Origin of the sequence: Xanthomonas sp. 4461 (genome assembly GCF_024806475.1) — a bacterium.
Taxonomy (GTDB): Bacteria; Pseudomonadota; Gammaproteobacteria; order Xanthomonadales; family Xanthomonadaceae; genus Xanthomonas; species Xanthomonas arboricola_F.
This window is the reverse complement of record NZ_JANTYV010000005.1, coordinates 297649-315443: the sequence shown is the minus strand read 5'-3', so window position 1 is coordinate 315443 and position 17795 is coordinate 297649. Positions and strand designations below refer to the sequence as shown.

General features: G+C 65.4%; 15 protein-coding genes. 4 read left to right on the top strand and 11 right to left on the bottom strand.

The genetic code is table 11. The features are described 5' to 3' along the window. Positions 1-10: 10 nt before the first annotated feature. Positions 11-1414: a nicotinate phosphoribosyltransferase gene (locus FHY19_RS18170; RefSeq protein WP_259167589.1), complete on the bottom strand. Its 1404-nt coding sequence runs from the start codon at positions 1412-1414 to the stop codon at positions 11-13. A gap of 125 nt (positions 1415-1539) precedes the next feature. Next, a complete protein-coding gene (locus FHY19_RS18165; protein WP_259155256.1) occupies positions 1540-2595 on the bottom strand; it encodes a bifunctional nicotinamide-nucleotide adenylyltransferase/Nudix hydroxylase in 1056 nt (351 codons plus the stop codon). 165 nt (positions 2596-2760) lie between these two features. On the opposite strand from FHY19_RS18165, the gene FHY19_RS18160 reads away from it, so the two are divergent. Continuing rightward, positions 2761-3621 (top strand): endonuclease/exonuclease/phosphatase family protein, encoded by an 861-nt coding sequence (locus tag FHY19_RS18160; RefSeq protein WP_259167587.1) that lies wholly within the window; start codon positions 2761-2763, stop codon positions 3619-3621. 54 nt (positions 3622-3675) lie between these two features. Here FHY19_RS18160 and FHY19_RS18155 read toward each other — a convergent pair whose 3' ends face one another. Then, the gene (locus FHY19_RS18155) at positions 3676-4560 is read right to left on the bottom strand and encodes a LysR substrate-binding domain-containing protein (protein WP_259167586.1); all 885 of its coding nucleotides are present in this window, start codon (positions 4558-4560) and stop codon (positions 3676-3678) included. A 180-nt stretch (positions 4561-4740) separates the two neighbouring features. Here FHY19_RS18155 and FHY19_RS18150 point away from each other — a divergent pair, with 180 nt between their 5' ends. Continuing rightward, on the top strand, positions 4741-5484 hold the full coding sequence (locus tag FHY19_RS18150) for a sulfite exporter TauE/SafE family protein (RefSeq protein WP_259167584.1): 744 nt from the start codon (positions 4741-4743) through the stop codon (positions 5482-5484). A 178-nt stretch (positions 5485-5662) separates the two neighbouring features. Here FHY19_RS18150 and FHY19_RS18145 read toward each other — a convergent pair whose 3' ends face one another. The 4 genes from FHY19_RS18145 to FHY19_RS18130 all read right to left on the bottom strand — a co-directional run bounded on the left by FHY19_RS18145 (position 5663) and on the right by FHY19_RS18130 (position 10169). Further along, on the bottom strand, positions 5663-7822 hold the full coding sequence (locus FHY19_RS18145; protein WP_259167723.1) for a carboxy terminal-processing peptidase: 2160 nt from the start codon (positions 7820-7822) through the stop codon (positions 5663-5665). 360 nt (positions 7823-8182) lie between these two features. Continuing rightward, positions 8183-9196, bottom strand: coding sequence for a lipoyl synthase (gene lipA, locus FHY19_RS18140; RefSeq protein ID WP_259155260.1), 1014 nt, complete (start codon positions 9194-9196; stop codon positions 8183-8185). A 14-nt stretch (positions 9197-9210) separates the two neighbouring features. Beyond that, positions 9211-9903 carry a lipoyl(octanoyl) transferase LipB gene (gene lipB / locus FHY19_RS18135; RefSeq protein WP_259167582.1) on the bottom strand — a complete coding sequence of 231 codons (693 nt, stop codon included), beginning with the start codon at positions 9901-9903 and terminating at the stop codon, positions 9211-9213. Further along, positions 9891-10169, bottom strand: a complete 279-nt coding sequence (locus FHY19_RS18130; protein WP_259167580.1) for a YbeD family protein — start codon at positions 10167-10169, stop codon at positions 9891-9893. Before FHY19_RS18130 ends, lipB begins: the two co-directional genes overlap by 13 nt. A 260-nt stretch (positions 10170-10429) precedes the next feature. Between FHY19_RS18130 and FHY19_RS18125 the strand changes: the two genes are divergently transcribed. After that, a complete protein-coding gene (locus FHY19_RS18125; RefSeq protein ID WP_259167579.1) occupies positions 10430-11491 on the top strand; it encodes a lipid A deacylase LpxR family protein in 1062 nt (353 codons plus the stop codon). Positions 11492-11615: 124 nt separating this feature from the next. On the opposite strand, the gene FHY19_RS18120 is transcribed toward FHY19_RS18125, so the two are convergent. The 3 genes from FHY19_RS18120 to mltB form a co-directional block, all read right to left on the bottom strand. After that, entirely contained in the window at positions 11616-12821 is a 1206-nt protein-coding gene (locus FHY19_RS18120) for a D-alanyl-D-alanine carboxypeptidase family protein (RefSeq protein ID WP_046965072.1), read from the bottom strand. A gap of 240 nt (positions 12822-13061) precedes the next feature. Next, entirely contained in the window at positions 13062-14462 is a 1401-nt protein-coding gene (locus FHY19_RS18115) for a septal ring lytic transglycosylase RlpA family protein (protein WP_259167577.1), read from the bottom strand. Then, entirely contained in the window at positions 14459-15598 is a 1140-nt protein-coding gene (gene mltB, locus FHY19_RS18110) for a lytic murein transglycosylase B (RefSeq protein WP_259167576.1), read from the bottom strand. The genes FHY19_RS18115 and mltB overlap by 4 nt, the downstream gene beginning before the upstream one ends. Positions 15599-15926: 328 nt before the next feature. Here mltB and FHY19_RS18105 point away from each other — a divergent pair, with 328 nt between their 5' ends. Further along, positions 15927-16085, top strand: coding sequence for a hypothetical protein (locus FHY19_RS18105; protein ID WP_259167737.1), 159 nt, complete (start codon positions 15927-15929; stop codon positions 16083-16085). A gap of 152 nt (positions 16086-16237) precedes the next feature. On the opposite strand, the gene FHY19_RS18100 is transcribed toward FHY19_RS18105, so the two are convergent. Further along, entirely contained in the window at positions 16238-17635 is a 1398-nt protein-coding gene (locus FHY19_RS18100) for a glycosyl hydrolase family 28 protein (protein ID WP_259167573.1), read from the bottom strand. Positions 17636-17795: the final 160 nt, after the last annotated feature.

The window sequence follows — 17795 nt, the reverse complement described above, 5'->3', positions numbered from 1 at the left end:
GTGCCAGCGGTCAGCGCCGGGCGGCGTCGGCACGCGCGCGTACCTGCTGCAACGTCCACTCCTGCTGCATCGCGCCGTTCTCCCACACGGTCACCAATGCATCTTCGCTGTCGGGGCTGGTGGCCGCCTCGTCGAGCAACGCACTGCGGTAACTGCCATCGCGGCGATCGCGCAGCAGGGTCAGCCGACCGCGCTTGCTCTGCTTGCCCTGGTCGGTGATCGGATCCTTGTAGACGTCGACCCACTGCCCGTCCACACGCACCGCCGAGCACTTCAGCGCGAACTTCTGCGTATCGCGGTCCACTTTCTGCAGCAATGCACCACCCATGCCGAAGGCGACGTTGTCGGCGGCATAACCGGCTGCGGTGATGCGCTCCAGAATGGCGCGCAACGATTGCGGATTGATGCCATCTCCCTGGATCACGCGCACGTGGTTGAGCACCTTGTAGCCCTTGCCGTTGAGCTGATGCCCGAAGGCCTCGTCCAGCAACAGCAGACACTGTTCGACCACATCCACCGGGTCGCCGGAGTCGGGGCGGATCACCACCGTCGCGCCGGAGGCGATGATCTCATCGCGCAAGGTGGTGCCCCAGTGCTCGCGAATGGCCCGGTAGATGTCGTAGCTGTCGGACACCACCGCCACGACGGAACCGGGCCGTGCGAATTGCGTGAGCATGTTGCGGTACGCATCCACCTCGCGCTCGCGCCCCCAGCTGGTGATGGTGCTGTGCTCGGCAGCGGGAATCGAAAACCCGGCCACCGGCGTGTGGTAGTGCGCGCGCGCCAGCAACAACGCCGACAAGGTATCGGTGCCGAGGAAATTCACCAGATGCGCCGCGCCGCCGAGCGCCGCCGAGCCAAGACTGGACACGCCACGCGCACCGAAGTCGTGCAGCTTGAAGGGCAGCTGGCCTTCCGGATCGTCGCTGGTGCGCTCCAGGTAATCGCGCACGATCTGCTTCACCTGCCAGCTCACCGTGGCCACCGTCACCGGATACCACACGCGCAGCAACAAGGTTTCCAGATACGACGGCACCCAGAACGCCTTGGCGTCGGTGGATTCGATGGTCATCAACACGTTGTGCGTGGGCACCACCGCGCCTTCGGGCACCGCACGGATACGGATCGGCAACTGCCCGCCAAGGCGGTCGACGATGTCGCGCCAGCCGGCTTCGTTGAACGGCTCGCCGTGCATGGCCAGCAAGGCCTTGGCATCGTCGATGTCGGCGTGCGTCACCGGCCGGTTGATGGCTTCTTTCAGGATCGACTGCAGGCCGAAGAACACGGTCTGGTCGTAGACGCCGCCGCGCGATTCGACATAGAAGAACGAGGCATCGGTGCCGGGCGGATATTGCAGCCAGTGGCTGGCCTTGTAGCTATCGGTGTTGAGCAGCAGGTTATCGAGGTAATGCATGACGGAAGCTCCTTCGCGTCGGAGAAACCAGCGGTCTGTCCGCCGGTGGGAAGTCGTGATTCAAGCAGGACGTGTCGACCTGGCCGCTGCCGGTCGGCAGCGGTACGCAGGCGCTGACGTCGCGCTCAGCCACGACCCAGGAAGAATTCAAGAATATGCAGGTGGTCTTCGTACAGGCGCGGGCCCATCGCCATGACTTCGGCAATTGGAATCCAGCGCGCCTTGTCGGCATCGTCGCCACCGCGCACTGCGGGCAACTCACCGGCCGGAAATTCAAAATGGAATGCATGGGTAATGGTGCGCCCGCGCAGGCTGCGCTCGGGATGGTCGAACACCTGGCGCCCACGCAACGAACCCTTGAGCACCGGCACCGGCACCTTGAGCCGTGTTTCCTCGCGCAGCTCGCGCAGGCAGCTGTCCAGCAGCCCTTCTTCCTGGGCAACGAACCCGCCCGGCAGTGCCCATAGCCCCTTGCCCGGCTCGGCGCGCCGGCGCACCAGCAGCACGTGCCCGGAATGCACCACCACCGCATCGGTGGTCACGAAGGTCGGCGCGTACGGCGCGTCCTTCCAGGCGGCGCGGTACTGCTCGATAAAGCGGTATTCGGCCACCAGTTGCGCGTAGCTCGGCGAATTGCGGCGGAACGCTTCCAGCATCTCGTACACCGGCGCCGGCACATTGCCGCGCAGCATCAGCAACCCGCCATGGAATCCGATGTCGCCGGCTTCGAACAGATAGCGGCGCAACTCGGTGGCCGACAAGGTGGCGGTATGTTGCACATCTTCCAGCGGCCACTGCGGAAACTCACGCAGGTAATAACTGCTGGCGTCCTTGTCCATGCCGATCAGGCCGATTCGCGCATCGAGTGTACCGCCATCGGCGTGCACCGCTTCGGCAACCTGGCGCTGCACTTCGGCAATCCACAGGCTTTCGTTGTAGAGATGATCGCGCAACGGACGCAGGATCAAACGCTCGCGCTCGCCCGGCAACGCGGACTCGATCATCACTGCGCGTTCGGCGACAGTCCAGGGGTTACGAATGGTGCGTGGCGTGTCGGCCGAGCCGATCAGCACAATCAGCTTGCTCGCTTTGCCCAGCGCGTGGCGGGCGACGGCAGCGTGGCCGTTATGAAAGGGCTCGAAGCGCCCGATGAAGACAAGATAGTCGTACTGTGTTGCCATGAGAATCCCTCACGGTTGAGTGGTCAGCCAGCGGTCTATCCGCTGTCTTGATGTAAATGCTACGCCGATGCGCGACGGCGTCAAGCCTGTTTTTTTAATCGCGCGTGGACGCAATGGTCATGCACGCGCACTAGACTTGGCGGCTGGTCACCCCGGATTTGTCAGATGCCACGCCAGTTCTTTCGCGCTGCCTCTCGCCCATTGCTTGCTGTCGTTGCCATGCTGTGCATGTCGCTGCCGGTATGGGCAGGATCTGCGCCGTTGCGGGTGATGTCGTTCAATGTGCGGGTGCCGGTGGACACCGACGGCGACAAGCGCTGGTCGGTACGACGCGCGGCAATGGTCGAGCTGATCAAGCACACCCATCCCGACGTTTTCGGCACCCAGGAACTGGTGCAGGACCAGGCGCACTATCTTGCATCGCAGTTGCCGGCTTACCGCTGGTTCGGCAAGGGACGCCGCGCCGATGGCAGCGACGAGCATATGGGCGTGTTCTACGACAGCCGCGCGTTGTCGGTGGTGGAATCGGGCGATTTCTGGCTGTCCGACACCCCCGACGTGCCCGGCAGCAGCAGCTGGAACACCGACCTGCCGCGCATGGTCACCTGGGCCCTGTTCGAGCGACGCAGCGACAAGCGCCGCTTTTACCTGTTGAACACCCATCTGCCGCACCGTGACCAGGACGAGGCAGCGCGCGAACGAGGTGCGCGCGTGATCCTGTCGCGTATCGCCAGCTTGCCGGCAGACATTCCGGTGGTGCTGACCGGGGATTTCAACAGCGATCCGGATCAGGGCACCTACCGCACGCTCACCGCCACGCTCAAGGACGCACGCGCCAACGTGGCGACGCCGCAAGGCCCCGAAAAGACCTTTCAGGACTTCAGCACCCGCCCGACCCGTCGCATCGACTGGATCCTGTTCCGCGGCCTGACACCTGTGCGCTTCACCACGCTGGACACGCGCCCTGACGGTGTCCTGCCCTCGGACCATTACCCGGTGCTGGCCGAATTCGACTGGCCGCGTTGATCGTGCCGGCAACGTGACACTGTCACGATGCCGGCCCGTCTGACGGCACGCAGGTCAATCGCGTTGCAGCCAGTCGACCAGCGCTTGCAGCATGGTCGACGGCGCAGATTCGTGACGCAGCACGATCGACAGTTGCCGAGGCGCCCAGGCTTCATCCAGGGGCACCGTGACCAGCTGATCGCACACAGATGAGCGTTGCACTGCGGCGTGCGGAAGAATCGCCACGCCCATGCCGTGTGCGAGCATGCGGCACAACGCGTCGATGCCATGCACCTTTGCACGCGTGCGCAACTGCACGTCGGCGCGGTTCATTTGCACGCGCAGGTGCCGTTGCAAGGCGCTGTCGCCGGCCAGGCCCAGCGTGTCCACTCCCGCGAGCTCGCGCAAGCGCAGCGTCGAGGCGCCAGCCAGTGGATGCGTGGCAGCCATCACCAGCACCAAGCGATCCTCGCGGAACGGCAGCACCTGCAGGCCACTGACATCGGCATGGCCCGCGACAACCGCGATATCGGCGCGTTCCTCTCGCACCGCATCGGCGGCGGCGTCGCTGCCCTGCTCGGTCAACGCCAGATCCAGCTGCGGATGGGCGATGAGAAACTCCGCCAGCCGCTCGGGCAGCCATGCCGACAGCGCTGCGGTATTGGCCGCCAGCCGCAGCGTCACCTGCCCGCCGCCACCGTAACCGCCCAGCTCCAGTTGCAACGCCTCGGCCTGCCGCTGCAGCTGCCGTGCGTGCCGCAGCAACACACCACCGGCCGGGGTCAGGCTGACACCGCGGCGCCCGCGTTCCAGCAGGACGGCGCCCGCTTGCAGCTCCAGTGCACGAATCCGCGCGCTGGCAGCCGCCAACGACAACGCCGCGCGTTGCGCACCGGCCGTGATGCTGCCCGCCTCGACCACCGCGATGAACAACCGTAGATCGACAAATTCCAGATGCATGACCGCTCCACTCGCACACGTGTATCCATCGAAGTGCACTGGCCGCCGACGAAACAGGCCGGACGGGCCATGGATCTTTCCACGCTCCGTATCGCCGTGTCTCACCCTTCGGCTCCGCCGAAGCCTGCATCAAACAATCCCGCATTGTCTGTCGCGCAACAAGCCCGGATCCTTGCCTGCATGGAGACATTGCACACCCACTGGCATCTGATCGCAGGTGTTTTCCTGCTGGCCGGCTGGGTCAAGGGCGTGGCCGGAATGGGCTTGCCGACCGTTGCAATGGGACTGCTCGGCCTGTGGCTGACACCTGCCGAGGCAGCGGCCTTGCTGGCACTGCCTTCGCTGGTGACGAATGTGCAGCAAGCCTGGGGGCCAGACACGCTGGCCCTGTTGCGACGTCTGTGGCCATTGCTGGCAACCGTGACACTCGGCACCTGGCTCAGTGTAGGGGTGATGACAGGCGCCGACCCCGCCCTGGTCCGCGCCGGCTTGGGCGCGCTGCTGGCGCTGTACGCCCTGCTTGGGCTGGCCCGCCGACAGTGGACGATGCAGGCGCGTCACGAACCCTGGGTCGGGCCATTGGCCGGACTGGTCACCGGTCTGTTGAGTGGCGCCACCGGCGTGTTCGTGCTGCCATCACTGCCTTACCTCAGCGCATTGCACCTCCCGCGCGAGGTGTTGATCCGGTCGCTGGGCTGGTGTTTCGGCATTGCGACATTGGCGCTGGCCATCGCCCTGGCCTGGCACGGTGCGCTACCCGGCGCGGCGATCGCTCCGTCGCTGTGGGCGCTGCTGCCCACCGCCATCGGCATGTCGCTGGGTGCCTGGGTGCGCAATCGCATTTCTGCAGATATGTTTCGGCGCTTTTTTTTCACCACGTTGCTGGTGCTCGGCCTGCAAGGTATGTGGCAGGCGCTGGCGTAAAGCCACATCGGACGTAATGAGGCATTGCAACGCGCGCGGGCGCGGCAGCCGCTCAGCGGTCAAACCCGCTCGCGCCGCCGCACCGGACATCTAAAGGGTCGGCCAACAAAAACGCCACCGCAGTGCGGTGGCGTTTCCTACTTCAACCCGAGGTTGTCGCCAGCTGCTCGGCAAACAATCAGTCGGCCCAACGTCCCGGCGCTGTCGACTGCGGCAACACCTGCGCCGACAGCGGCTGATCCTGCGCAAGCAGGCCTAGCGCATCGGCCAGAATCGCGGCCGATTCATGCAGCAGCGGATCGGGGCGCTTTTCTGCGGCCTTCTCGCGTGCGGTGTCCTTGACAATGTCGCGCTCATTGCCGGTCAGGCCGTCGTCGCTGTCATCAGCGAGCGGATCCAGCGGCAGGCCCAGCTGCTTGCGCACCTGCTGGCGATCCTTGCGCTGCTGATCCTGCTTCTGACGCTCGGCAACGCGCTCTGCTTCGTTCAAGGAGATGTACTTCTTGGCCTTTTCGTCGCGGAACTGCTTGACGTCCTCTTCCCACCACTGGAACTCCTTGTCGGCCGCGATGCGCGCGGTGTGCAGCGTCTGCAACTTGGGCAGCAGCGGCGCGAAGTTGCCGTACTGGGTGTGCGGTGCGGCAGCGATGCGCGTCCACGGCAGCGCATTGTCGTAGGTGCTTTCGCCGAACTCGGTGGCATCCACACTGGCCGGGAACGCGATATCCGGTACCACGCCCTTGTGCTGGGTGCTGGAACCGCTGACGCGGAAGAACTGCGCAATCGTCAGCTTGACCTGACCATAGCGCTGGCCTTCGGCGGCGGGCCAACGGTCCAGGTCGACGATGTTCTGCACCGTGCCCTTGCCGAAGCTGGTCTCACCGATCACCAGGCCGCGACCGTAATCCTGGATCGCACCGGCAAAGATTTCCGACGCCGAGGCCGAGCCACGGTTGATCAGGACGCCGAGCGGGCCATCCCAGGCCACCTTCGGATTGCTGTCGCCATTGACGGTCACGCGGCCGCCGGATTCGCGCACCTGCACCACCGGACCCTGCTCGATGAACAGGCCGGTGAGCTCGATCGCTTCGTCCAGCGAACCGCCGCCGTTGTTGCGCAGGTCCAGCACCACGCCATCGACCTTGTCGGTCTTGAAGCCGGCCAGCAGCTTGGCGACGTCGCGCGTTGCCGATGCGTAATCGGTCGCGTTACGGCGACGGCCTTCGAAGTCCTGGTAGAAGCCCGGCAGCTTGATGATGCCGATGCGGCGTTCCGGTTCGCTGCCCTTGGCCGGCAGGGTGATCGTCTCGCCCTTGGCAGCCTGTTCGGCCAGACGCACCTTCTGCCGGGTCAGCGTCACCGTGCGGTGCTTGCCGTCGATGCCGGACTCGGCCGGGATGTACTCCAGGCGCACCTGGGTATCCTTGCTGCCGCGAATCTTCGCCACCACATCGTCGATGCGCCAGCCGATCACATCCTCGATCGCGCCGTTCTTGGCCTGGCCCACCCCGACGATGCGATCGCCCGGCTTGAGCGTGCCATCCACCGCGGCCGGACCACCCGGGATCACCTCGCGGATCACCACCATGTCGTCCTGCTTCTGCAGTTGCGCGCCGATGCCTTCCAGCGACAACGACATCTGCTGGTTGAACGTCTCGGCGGTGCGCGGGGTGAAGTAATCGGTATGCGGGTCGACGGCGTTGGTGTAGGCGTTGACGAAGAACTGGAACACGTCCTCGCCCTTGAGCTGCTTCACCGAATCGGCGAGCGCGGCGTAACGCTTGTCCAGCGTCTTGCGGATGTCTTCAGGCTTCTTGCCGGCCAGCTTCAGGCGCAGCCAGTCGTTCATCACCGACTGCCGCCACAGGACGTCCAGCTGCTTGTCGTCCGAGGCCCACGGCACGTCCTTGCGGTCGTACTCGAACTTGTCGCCACCGGTGAAATCGAAGTCCTGCTTGAGCAGGTCGCGCGCGTATTTGACGCGCTGATCGACGCGCTTCTTGTAGATCGCAAACACCTGGAACGCCGGCTCCAGATTGCCGCCGCGCAGCGCATCGCCTACGCCGGACTGCAGCGGCGCAAAGCCGTCGATGTCGGCCTGGGTGAAGAATTGCTTGCCGCCATCCAGCGTTTCCAGGTAGCGCTTGAACACGTCCTTGGACATCGCCTCGTCCAGCGTCCGCGGACGGTAGGCATAGCGGCTGTCGGACAGCAGGCCATAGACCAGTTTGGTCGCCGTCGCCTGTTCGGGCGTGGCGGCAGCCGGCAGCGCAGTGTCGGCGCGTGCGAGCAAGGCCATCGGAGTGGTCAACACCAGCGCCAGCAGGCCGGCCTTCATGGACGCAGAAACGTTGTAGGTCATCGAATGGCTCTCGGCACAAGGCCGACGAAAGAAAGGCGGTGAACGGATCAGACAGCATGACAGTGCCCAAAGTTGCTGGCGTTGTCATCTGCTGGCTGAATCAGCCTAGCGCCGGGTCTGTATCGGATTGTGAACGCGACCGTACCTTGCGCCGGCGCCCGGACCGTGGGATACGACACGGCCCCGTGCGCTGCACGGGCCGGCGATGAAACGATGGCTTAGGTGCCATCCAGCTGACGCCGTCACAATCGCGCGTCATGGGGACCTTGCATCCACGCGCGCGGCTTCGAACGCCTGGTGCCGCTGCCGCAGGACGCATCGAGCGCCCCGCGTTGCTCAGGCAGCGACGCCTGCGCCGGCAGCCTGGCGATCGGCGTGATACGACGAGCGCACCATCGGGCCAGACGCCACGTGGCTGAAACCCAATGCGTTGCCGTAGTCTTCCAGCGCCTTGTATTCCTCAGGCGTCCAGTAGCGCATCACCGGGTGGTGGTGCGGCGTCGGCTGCAGATACTGGCCGATCGTGATCATGTCCACATCGTGCGCACGCAGATCGCGCAAGGTGGCCTGCACCTGCTCCATGGTTTCGCCCAGCCCGAGCATGATGCCGGACTTGGTGGCGATGGAAGGATGCTGCGCCTTGAAGCGTTGCAGCAGGGTCAGCGACCACTGGTAATCCGCACCGGGGCGCACGTTCGGATACAGATCCGGTACGGTTTCGATGTTGTGGTTGAACACGTCCGGCGGACTCAGCGCCAAGATCTCCAGCGCGCGGTCCATGCGGCCCTTGCCGCGGAAATCCGGGGTCAGGATCTCGATGCGGGTGTTGGGCGAGCTGGCACGGATGGCTGCGATGCAGTCCACGAAGTGCTGGGCGCCGCCGTCGCGCAAGTCGTCGCGGTCGACGCTGGTGACCACCACGTACTTCAGGCCCATGTCGGCCACCGTGGTCGCCAGACTGGCCGGCTCGTTGGCATCCGGCGGCTTGGGCCGGCCGTGCGCCACATCGCAGAACGAGCAGCGTCGTGTGCACACCTCGCCCAGGATCATGAAGGTCGCGGTGCCGTGGCTGAAGCACTCGTGGATGTTCGGGCAACTGGCTTCTTCGCACACCGTGACCAAGCGGTTTTCGCGCAGCTTGGCCTTGAGGTTCTGCACTGCGTTGCCGGACGGAATCCGCACGCGGATCCAGGACGGCTTGCGCAGCACCGGCGCGTCGACGAACTGCACCGGCGAGCGGTTGATCTTGTCGCCACCGATCTGCTTGACGCCGGTCTGCAGCGGCGCAGGCGCGGCGCTGTCGCCGGAAACGACCTGCAGGGGGATGGAGCGGGCGATAGGCTGGGTCATGACGATACGGGCGCTCAGGCCGGAAGCGAAAGGTCGGGCATTGCGGAGGCGGGGTGCAGGGTCAGGCCGAATTGGCGCGCCAGCTGATCGAGCAGCACGGCCTTGACGGCCTCCATCCCGGAGGGGCCGCCCAAGTCTAGCACCGAGGTCACCTGCAGGCCTTGATAGCCGCAGGGGTTGATGCGGTGGAAGGGTTCCAGGTCCATCGCCACGTTGAACGACAATCCGTGGAAGGTGCAGCCCCGGCGCACGCGAATGCCGAGTGCGGCGATCTTGGCGCCGCCGACGTACACACCCGGCGCACCTTCGCGGCGTTCGGCCACGATGTTCCACTCGTCCAGCGTATCGATCAGCGCCTGCTCGATCTTGCAGACGTAATCGCGCACGCCGATCTTGAGCCGACGCAGATCCAGCAGCGGATAGACCACCAGCTGGCCGGGGCCGTGATAGGTCACCTGACCGCCACGGTCCACCTGCAGCACCGGAATATCTCCCGGCGCCAGCACGTGCTCCGGCTTGCCGGCTTGGCCCAGCGTGAACACCGGCGCATGCTCGACCACCCACACCTCATCGGCAGTTTGCTCATCGCGTGCATCGGTGAAACGCTGCATTGCACGCCATACCGGAGCGTAATCCTGCTGACCGAGGTCGCGCAGCTGCGCAGGCGCAGTCGCAACCACGGCGGGCTCGGCCGCTACAGCGTCCACTTCACTTCCGGATGGTCGCGCAAAGCCTGATGCGCCGCGTCGAACTGCTCCCGGCTCTCGGCGCGGAAGCCGATCTTGACCGAGACATACTTGCCGTTGGAAGAATGCTTCCAGCTGACGCTTTCCTCCAGCAGCTCCACACCGGTGGCAGCGAGCAGGCGCGGCAATTCGGTTTCCAGGCCGCGCTCGGCCGCACCCATGGCGCTGAGCTCGAAGGTACCGGGAAACTGGAAGCCGTGATCGGGGTTGTCGGTGCTGATATCCATCGCCCCATTATCGGGCCGGTGGAGGGCAAACCCAAGTCTTGTCCTCGGACCCTAGCCGTAGGGGTCAACACGGTTCCCAGAGCCCGCGCGGCGTTCTTGATTACGGCACTCAGCCAAACACTCCTACGTGGAAACGGAAGTCCTGCACAGACCGGCCTCGACTGACAATGCGGTCACGCAAAGGCGCATGTTCACGCGGCGCAGCCGCGGGCGCAGGCACCTTTGCACCATCCCGCCCCTCCTTGTCCACCAGGCCTTCCATGCTCCGACCGCGCGCGTTGTCTGCTGCCTTGCTGCTCTCTCTCACCGGGCTGTCGATGCCGGCCATCGCGGCGGATCAGTGCGATTCCAGCCGGCTGGGTCGCACGCCGCCGGCGGTCAATTTCCGGGTCGACAACGACTTGTTCGGCGGTGAAGACCAGGACCAGGGGTATTCCAACGGTGCGGTATTGACCCTGGTCTCGCCCAACCTAGTCGACTACACCGACGACCCGTGCCTGCCGCGCACCGCACGCTGGGTCAACAGCTATCTGGAGCGGCTGCACCCGGGCGAGTTCGACCAGCAGAACATGGTGTTCTCGATCGGCCAGGCGATCTTTACGCCCACCGATTACACCCGTCGCGACGTGATCCCGGACGACCGTCCGTATGCGGGCATCCTGCTGGCGAGCTTTGGCTACAACGCGCGTAACGACGCGCACCTGCGGACCACGCAGTTGCAGGTGGGCGTGGTTGGCCCGTGGGCATTCGCGCAGGAAGCGCAGGATGCGATCCACGACGCGCTGGGCGACGAGAAATTCCAGGGCTGGGACAACCAGCTGCACAACGAGCCGCTGATCAACCTGGTGCACGAACGCATGCGCCGCTGGCCGGCCGATGCCAGCGGCAATGCCGATGGATTCGGCTGGGACTTCATCTCGCACTGGGGCGGCGCAGTGGGCAACATGGCGACGCACCTGAACGCCGGTGGCGAAGCGCGTTTTGGCTGGAAACTGCCGGACGATTTCGGCAGCACCCCCACCCGCCCGGCGGGCGAAAACACCGCCCCGAGCCGGCTGGGACGTGCCAGCGGCTGGTCGGGCCACTTGTTCGTGACCACCGACGCACGCTGGGTGATCCGCGACATCACCCTGGATGGCAACACCTTCCGCAACAGCCACAGCGTGGACAAACGCCCGTTTGTGGGCGATGTCGGCTACGGCCTGGCGGTGATGTACGGCCGCTGGAAGTTTGCGCTGGCCCGCTACCACCGCACCCGCGAATTCGAAACCCAACGCGAAACCCCGGTCTACGGCAGCTTCACGATCAGTCGGATGCTTTGAGGGCTGAGAATCGGGAATCGGGAATCGCAAATCGGTAAAGCAAGAGCGACACGCCCGCTTCTACGATTCACTATTCCCCATTCCCGATTCCAAAAAGCCGGCTTTCGCCGGCTTTTTCTTTGGATCACTCCGATTCCCACCACATCCAGAACGAATCCCAGAGGCGCTTGAAGAAGCCGCCCTCCTCCACTGCATTGATGGCGACCAGCGGGGCCTGGGCGATGATCTTGCCGTCCAGGCTGACCTTGACGGTGCCGACCTGCTGACCCTTCTTGATGGGCGCCTCCAGGGTCTTGGCCACTTCCATGCTGGGCTTGAGATCGTTGTAGCGGCCGCGCTGCAGGCTGACCTGCAGCGGCTGGGCCACGCCCAGTTGCACTTCGTCCTGCGCACCCTTCCAGACCTTCTGCTTGGTCACGACCTTGCCGGGCGCGTACAGGCTATGGGTTTCGAAGAAGCGGAACCCCCAGTTGAGCAGGGCCAGGCTGTCGGTGGCGCGTTGCTCTTCGGAGCTATCGCCCATGACCACCGCGATCAGGCGCTGGTCGCCGCGCTTGGCCGAGCTCAGCAGGCAGTAGCCGGCTTCGGAGGTATGGCCGGTCTTGATGCCGTCCACCGCCGGGTCGCGCCACAGCAGCCGGTTACGGTTGCTCTGCTTGATCGAGCCGACCTGGAATTCCTTGATCTTGTTGTAGGCGTAGGTTTCCGGGTAATCGCGCACCATCGCGCGGCCCAGCATGGCCAGATCGTAGGCGGTGGAGTGATGGCCTTCGGCGCTCAACCCGTGCGCGTTGACGAAGTACGAATTCTTCATGCCGATCTTGGCGGCGTAGCTGTTCATCAACGAGGCGAAGGCTTCTTCGCTCCCGGCCACGTGCTCGGCCAGCGCGATCGCGGCGTCGTTGCCGGACTGGATCGCCATGCCCTTTTCCATGTCTTCCAGACGCGCGGTCTGGTTGACCGGGAAGCCGCTGTAGCTGCCGTCGGTGCCGGCGCCGCCCTCGCGCCAGGCGCGCTCGCTCATCATGACCTGGTCGTCGCGCTTGACCTTGCCGTTCTTGATTTCTGCGGCCACCACGTAGGACGTCATCACCTTGGTGATGCTGGCCGGAGCCAACTGCTGATGGATGTTCTCGCCGGCGAGCACCTGCCCCGTGGCGTAGTCCATCAGGATCCAGGATTTGGACACGGCCGGCGCGGGTGCGGGCGGAACCGGCAGTGCAGCCGGCGCGGCAGCCACGGCGGGAGTCGGCTGCGGCGCGGGTGTCTGGGCGCAGACCAGGCCGAAGGCGAACGTGGCCAAGGCAGCGGCGGCGAAGCGGAATTTCATTGAAGAACGACTCCTGACGGGCCCGAAGGCTGGGTAATACGAAATTGTAAGGTGCGATGGAGATTCAGGCGACGCACGCCGGGTCCCACGCGCCTGCGCAGTTCAGTGTTGCAGTCAGCTGATCGCGCGCCGGACGCCCCAAGCCACTGGCTGCGCATGCACGTCGACGCGGTCGGCGCCAGCCCAGCGCCCCGGGTCGCTGACCGCGATGGCCGCTCCTGACGGCATGCCGGTCTGCGCTCAGTTGGCGACGATCTGCGGGCGCCCGAAGCCCAGCCCGGCGATGCGCTGGGCGATCTCCGAGGCATTGGCGTGGTCGCGTGCGTTGACGCGCAAGCGCCACAGGGTGCGGCCACCGCTGACGATGTCGCTGACACTGGCACCGGCGATACCGGCCGAGGCAAGCTGCGACAGCGCGCGGTTGGCGTTTTCGCGGCTGGCGAAGCTGGCGACCTGCAACAGGATGTCGCCAAGGGCGGCTTCCGCTGCACTCGGCGCCTTGGCCGGCGCTGGATCGGTCTTGACCGGGCGCGCAGGCGCGCCATTGTCCACTGGCCTGACCACTGCAACCGCCACCGGCGCGGCGGCGACAGGCGCAGGCGTGGCCGATGCCGGACGCGGCGCAACCGCTGCCGGCTTGCCGGTCGCAACGCGCACGCCCTGCGCCTTCATCCAGGCATCGAAATTGTCCGGATTGCCGGGTTGTCGCGACTCGGCAACGTTGTAGCGCCAGCGCTCGCCGGCGGGTTTGCCCGGCGCAGTGGCGAGGGATGTCGCAACGGGGACGGCAGCCGCGCTTGCAACCGCCGCGCGCGGAGCAGCCGTGCCGGTGGGCAGACGCTGCACCAGACCGTCGATCTGGCTGCTGCCCGATGCCGGCCGCGCGGTGGCAACAGCCGTCGTGACCGGCACCCGTCCGCGATTGCGCTTGGCCAACAGGTTGCCGTTATCGGCTTCGGTCAGCCCGCGCACTTCGACATTGCCGGTGCCCTTGCCGGTGATGCCCAGCTTGACCGCGGCGGCGTAGCTCAGATCGATCACGCGACCATCGTGAAACGGGCCGCGGTCGTTGACGCGCACCACCACCGAATCGCCGGTATCGGTATTGGTCACCAGCGCGAAGCTGGGCAGCGGCAGCGTCTTGTGCGCGGCGGTGAAGGCATACATGTCGTACACCTCCTTGTTGGAGGTCAGCCGGCCGTGGAACTTGCTGCCGTAATACGAGGCGGTCCCGCGTTCGACATAGTCGCCCGGGTTGTCCATCACCACGTAGCGCTTGCCCAGCACTTCATAGGGCGAGCGATTGCCGACCGCCGAGCGCGGCTCGTCGGTGACCAGCGGTTCGGGGATACAGGCCACGTTCGGTACGTGGTCGGGCGTGGTGTCCTTGACGCCGGGTTTGTACAGGCCGCCGGCGGTGTAGTCGCCGCGTGTGGACGGGTCTTCCTTGGCGGCGGCATACGGCGAGGTCGACGGGCATCCGGTGGCGACATACGCCGGCCCCTTGCCTTCGACCTTGACGCCCTTGACGGCGCCGCTGCCCTTGGCGCCGACGCTTTTCTTCGGTGCGCTGCTACAGGCCGCCAGGCCGAGCATCAGCGCCATCGGAATCAGCCACTTGGGGCCTGTCATGCTGTTCATGCCGGGGGTAACTCCTTGCCGGCGATGGCCTCGGACAGCTGGAACACGGCCATCGCATACATCTTGGAAATGTTGTACCGGGTGATCGCGTAGAAATTCTGGAAGCCCAGCCAGTACTGCTTGCCGTTGGCGTCGTCCAGGCTGATCGGGGTGGCGGTGCTGCCCGCCACCACCGGCGCACCAGGGTGATACCCGCGCGCGGACAGATCGGCCAGCGTGTATACCGGCGACCAGTCGGTGGGATTGAATTCCTCGTGACCGGCAGCCAGCGTGGCCGGCACGGCGACCTGACCGCCACGCACCCAGCCGCCCTTCTTGACGAAGTAGTTGGCGATCGAGGCAAACACGTCGTTGTAATCGGTAAACAGATTGCGCTTGCCATCCGCATCGCCATCGACACCGAACTGGCGGTAGCTGGACGGCATGAACTGGCCCATGCCCATCGCGCCGGCATAGCTGCCGATCAGGCTGGTGACATCGAGCTGCTCCTCCTTGCCGAGCGCGAACAGCTGGCCGAGTTCGTCGCGGAAGAACAGCTCGCGACGCACTTCGCGCTCGAGCTTGGCCGGGTCGCCGCTGCGCGGGTAGCGGAACGCCAACGTATACAGCGCGTCCAGCACGCGATATTTGCCGGCGTTGCTGCCGTAACTGGTCTCTACCCCGATGATGGCCACGATCACCTGCGCCGGCACACCGGTAGCGGCTTCGACCTTGCTCAGCTCGGCGCGGTGCTGGGCCAGGAAGTTACGCCCGCCATCGATCCGCGCCTGGGTGATGAACATCGGGCGGTATTCGTTCCACGGCTTGACCCGCTCGGCCGGCCGCGACATCGCGGTGACGATGGCGTCCTTGAACTGCGCCTGCGCCAGCACCGCGTCGATCTGTGCGGCGTCGATGCCGTACCTGGCGGCGGTGTCGCGCACGAAGTTGGCGCGTGCGATCTCGAAGGGCACCGGGGTCAGATCGACCGGCGGCAGCGCGGGGGCTTCGGCGGCGGCGCTTGCAGGCGCGACCGGAGCCACTGGCGGCTTGGCCGGCGGTGCGCTGGCAGCCGGCGGCGGGGACGGAGGGCTGGGCTGGGTCGCGCAGGCGACAAGGCCGAGGGTGAGCAGGCAGGTCAGGGTGCGTCGAATCATCGGCCGAGGGTAACAGACATCAGATGAACTTCTGGCAATAAGGTCATGAAACGAAAGAGCTTTAGCCGAAGTCAAGGCGTGCCGCAGCATCGCTTGACGCGCACAGCTCACTCGCTCGTGCGGGCGCGGCACAAAAAACCCCGGGCGCGCACGGATGGGACCGCTGCAAAGGAGCAGGACGTGTGGAGACGGCTTGGCGGCATACGGACAAGTGCGCAGCGGGCGTGTCTGGCAAACGTGGCGACGGCGGCAATTGCCGCCATCGCGGGATCGCGGGATCGCAGCCTGCGATTTTCAATCGCTCTGCGGTTGCGACAAAAACCAGTTCGTGATCCGCGCCCAGATGGCCGAGCTCGCCGAAGGCCGCGCCGCGTTGGCATTGAGCGACGCCGAGCTGCGCCGCGTCACCGACGTGTTGCCGGTGTTGATCGCCTTCATCGACAAGCATCTGGTGTATCGGTTCGCCAATCTGCAGGCGTGGTACTGATCGTCGATGTCTCAGCATGGCCCAGCAGCCCGCCCCGTCGGTTCAACCGATCGGCGAAGGCGCAAAACGCGCCGGCACCGATCGGCGCCGCAGCATGCCGGGGAAAAGGCAGAAGATCGGGCGCGGCCCGGAGGCCGGCCGCGCCCGATGGATCACAACGCCGGGAAACGCGGTGCCGTCGAGCAGGTCGGGATGGCACCACTCACCTGTACCGGGCCGGTGGTGACACCGGTACCGGTCGGCGTCAGGTCACTGTTGACCAGCCCGATCTGTGCGTCGCTGGCAGCGACGGCCTTGTTGCCTGTCGCAAGATTGGCCAGCACCAGGTCCAACGGTGTCTGCGCATCAAAGCCTTTCAGGATCCAACCCTTGCCCTTGAGCCCGACATCGGCGGTGGTGCGCAAGCCGTTGACGACGATCTCCTTGAAGCTGGGCTTGGTCCCGCCGCTACCGGACGCATAGAACGGGTTGATCACCAGCGGGCTGGTCACGCCGAACAGGCAGGTATTGCGGTAGGTGATCAGGCTGACCGGGCCGCCCTTGACGATACTGGTCTTGATGCGCAGCCCGTTGTTGTCGGTACTGCGGTTGCCGGCATCGTCGGTGGCGGTGATGACGTTGTTGTCGACCAACACATTGTTGACCCCGAACATCACTTCGCTGCCGATCGAGATGCCGTGGGTGCCGTAGCAGCGGTTGTCGCGCACGGTGATGTTGCCGGACTTGGAGGCGATGGTCTTGATCGCCACGCAGTCGTCTCCGCCCATCACATCGTTGTCGACCAGACTGGCGTTGGTCACGCTGTCCAGGTCCAGGCCATCGGTGTTGGGGCTGGTGGCCGGCGATTTCACCCGTACGCCCCAGATGGTCAGGCCATCGACAATATGCGCGAAGAAATGGAAGTACGCCGCATTGATCAAGTTGATGTCGTACAGCGTAAACGCCGTGGAGTTCTGCACCTTGATCAGGTCCGGGCTGTTCTGTACCTGACCGGCCGCCTTGGCGTTTTCGCCGAACTGCCACCAGCTGGTGCTCTTGCCCAGCATGGTCAGATCGCCGCGGCCATCGATGGTGCCCTGACGCCCGCCGGTGCGGATGCCCATCACGCCCGACTTGGCGCCCTTGACGCTGATCAGCGGCGCGCAGCCGCCGCTCTTGGAACCTGCCACGCCGCAGCCGCTGCCATAGTCGGCCGGATTGCGTGAGCCGTACAAGGTGACGCCCTGGTCGACCACCAGCGTTACGCCGCTGGGAATGGTCAGCGGGCCGGTCAGAAATGCGTTGCCGCTGCCGCCGGTCAGCAGCACGCTGCCGTTCTTGCAGGCATTGAGCGCGGCCTGGATGGTCCTGGTATCCGGCGGCGAGTGCTCGGTCGCATCATCGAATTGACGCCCGGTCGGCGTCAGCCCAGCCTTCAGGGACGGCGAACACGTGGCTGGAATGGTGGGTTGCGCGACAGTGCGGGTATCGCCGGTGGCGAAGGTGACGGCACTGGCCTGCGCGGACAGCAGCAGACAGACACCGCCGACGGCGGCGGTTAGCAATTTCATGGAAAAGGCACCCGAAAGAGAAATGGCGCGCACCTGCACAGGCAACGCGACGCGGCCGCCATCACTGCAGCGGCGTGGCGGACTCTACGGAGCACGCCCCGCGCGTGCAGAGCGCGAGCGAACCAAACGCCGCGCGCGCGAAGTCAGCCTGCATCGCGGT

Bases quoted from the DNA above. Each gene is read 5' to 3' on its own strand.
- FHY19_RS18170 (WP_259167589.1), bottom strand. From the start codon at position 1,414: ATGCATTACCTCGATAACCTGCTGCTCAACACCGATAGCTACAAGGCC.
- FHY19_RS18165 (WP_259155256.1), bottom strand. From the start codon at position 2,595: ATGGCAACACAGTACGACTATCTTGTCTTCATCGGGCGCTTCGAGCCC.
- FHY19_RS18160 (WP_259167587.1), top strand. From the start codon at position 2,761: ATGCCACGCCAGTTCTTTCGCGCTGCCTCTCGCCCATTGCTTGCTGTC.
- FHY19_RS18155 (WP_259167586.1), bottom strand. From the start codon at position 4,560: ATGCATCTGGAATTTGTCGATCTACGGTTGTTCATCGCGGTGGTCGAG.
- FHY19_RS18150 (WP_259167584.1), top strand. From the start codon at position 4,741: ATGGAGACATTGCACACCCACTGGCATCTGATCGCAGGTGTTTTCCTG.
- FHY19_RS18145 (WP_259167723.1), bottom strand. From the start codon at position 7,822: ATGAAGGCCGGCCTGCTGGCGCTGGTGTTGACCACTCCGATGGCCTTG.
- lipA (WP_259155260.1), bottom strand. From the start codon at position 9,196: ATGACCCAGCCTATCGCCCGCTCCATCCCCCTGCAGGTCGTTTCCGGC.
- FHY19_RS18130 (WP_259167580.1), bottom strand. From the start codon at position 10,169: ATGGATATCAGCACCGACAACCCCGATCACGGCTTCCAGTTTCCCGGT.
- FHY19_RS18125 (WP_259167579.1), top strand. From the start codon at position 10,430: ATGCTCCGACCGCGCGCGTTGTCTGCTGCCTTGCTGCTCTCTCTCACC.
- FHY19_RS18120 (WP_046965072.1), bottom strand. From the start codon at position 12,821: ATGAAATTCCGCTTCGCCGCCGCTGCCTTGGCCACGTTCGCCTTCGGC.
- FHY19_RS18115 (WP_259167577.1), bottom strand. From the start codon at position 14,462: ATGAACAGCATGACAGGCCCCAAGTGGCTGATTCCGATGGCGCTGATG.
- mltB (WP_259167576.1), bottom strand. From the start codon at position 15,598: ATGATTCGACGCACCCTGACCTGCCTGCTCACCCTCGGCCTTGTCGCC.
- FHY19_RS18100 (WP_259167573.1), bottom strand. From the start codon at position 17,635: ATGAAATTGCTAACCGCCGCCGTCGGCGGTGTCTGTCTGCTGCTGTCC.